1 protein-coding gene and 1 pseudogene are annotated in these 637 nt (G+C 39.2%); both read left to right on the top strand.

Annotated features, from left to right (window positions below; all coding sequences use genetic code 11):
• Positions 1-253 (top strand): annotated as a pseudogene (locus D8863_RS10765) (DUF1697 domain-containing protein); the annotation flags it as partial.
• Positions 254-263: 10 nt separating this feature from the next.
• Positions 264-637: 8-oxo-dGTP diphosphatase (locus D8863_RS10770; protein WP_142999497.1), on the top strand; the 374-nt coding region annotated here is incomplete at its 3' end.

Genomic DNA, 637 nt, shown 5'->3' on the forward strand with positions numbered 1-637 from the left:
ATTTAAAGAAGACTACCTTCATGATCGTGTGCATGTAATTCTTTATCAAGGACTTATCCAAAGTCTGCCACTAGAAAAATTGAAAACTGACTACGGCGAGGAAGAAATCTGTGTAGGCGATTACTGTCTCTACCTCTATCTTCCTAGAACTGCAAAACAAAAAAAGCTCAATACCAACTATCTTGAAAAATTGTTTGGCGTGGTTCTAACCATGCGAAAGTTAAACGTAGTGGAAAAGTTACTAACAAAATAGGAAAAACAATATGAACAGACGAGAATTAGTCGAATTTGTCAATATGTGTATGATTCAAAACGGAGATAAGGTTCTGGTTCAAGACCGAGTTAGTCCTAACTGGCCTGGCATTACTTTTCCTGGTGGTCATGTTGAACGTGGCGAATCCTTTGTCGATGCTGTCATTCGTGAAGTGAGAGAAGAAACAGGTCTGACCATTTCCAAACCCCAACTCTGTGGTATCAAAGATTGGTATGATGATGAGGATTACCGTTATGTTGGCCTTTTTTACAAGACAGAACACTTTACTGGTGAACTCCAGTCTTCAGACGAAGGAAAGGTATGGTGGGAAGATTTTGAAAATCTCTCTCAACTAAAACCTGCCACCGATGATATGTCTGATAT

Source organism: Streptococcus oralis, assembly GCF_003943825.1.
GTDB lineage: Bacteria > Bacillota > Bacilli > Lactobacillales > Streptococcaceae > Streptococcus > Streptococcus oralis_CD.